Origin of the sequence: Vibrio sp. M260118 (assembly GCF_036533755.1) — a bacterium.
In the GTDB taxonomy this organism is placed as follows: Bacteria; Pseudomonadota; Gammaproteobacteria; order Enterobacterales; family Vibrionaceae; genus Vibrio.
The window spans coordinates 1-610 of sequence record NZ_JATABG010000694.1 but is presented as its reverse complement, the minus strand read 5'-3'; the positions used below and the strand labels follow the sequence as shown (position 1 = coordinate 610).

Here is a 610-nt window from a genome sequence, read left to right as displayed (position 1 = left end):
TGCGGGTACTTCAAACGCTTCGTCTACCTCGTTCTTGTCGATGCGAGTTTGATAGTCTGGTGAAATGAATGCCAAAAATGGCGTCACGGTAAATTGACTGATAGTCACCAGTTCTGGCATTTGGCCAAAAATATCGATTTTGTCTCTGTCGATTCCTACCTCTTCATAGGTCTCTCTTATGGCTGTTTCGGCGAGAGTCAGATCTGACGTTTCGAATTTTCCGCCAGGAAAACTCACCTGGCCGGGGTGATGCTTGAGGTGTTTTGCTCGGCGTGTAAAAAGTACATTAATTCCATTTTCGCGCTCGATAAAACCAATTAAAACGGATGCCTTACGTAGTTTGTCTTGCTTTAAGTGAGCAACGCGATTGAGTGCACCATGGTGGTAGTCGACGGTTTGATGCATTTGAAACTGCTGAATTAATTGTTTTTTATCTAGCATTGACAATATGTTAGCTCCCATATCCAGTTGAAAATAACTCAAACTTGAACCATGCTTTGTATGAACGGTTTTTATGCAAGGATAGCACCGCTGATGAAAGGAATTATCTTCACAGAATTTATGGACCTCGTTGAGCAAAAGTTTGGCCTAGAGGTGCTCGATAACATAC

1 protein-coding gene and 1 pseudogene are annotated in these 610 nt (G+C 42.5%); one reads left to right on the top strand and one right to left on the bottom strand.

Going from position 1 to position 610, the window contains the following annotated elements; translation table 11 throughout:
* Nucleotides 1-441, bottom strand: a 441-nt coding sequence (locus QTO00_RS20625; protein WP_331426391.1) for an NUDIX hydrolase, incomplete at its 3' end; no start/stop codon positions are given.
* Nucleotides 442-534: 93 nt separating this feature from the next.
* On the opposite strand from QTO00_RS20625, the pseudogene QTO00_RS20620 reads away from it, so the two are divergent.
* Nucleotides 535-610, top strand: a pseudogene (locus QTO00_RS20620) (guanylate cyclase); the annotation flags it as partial.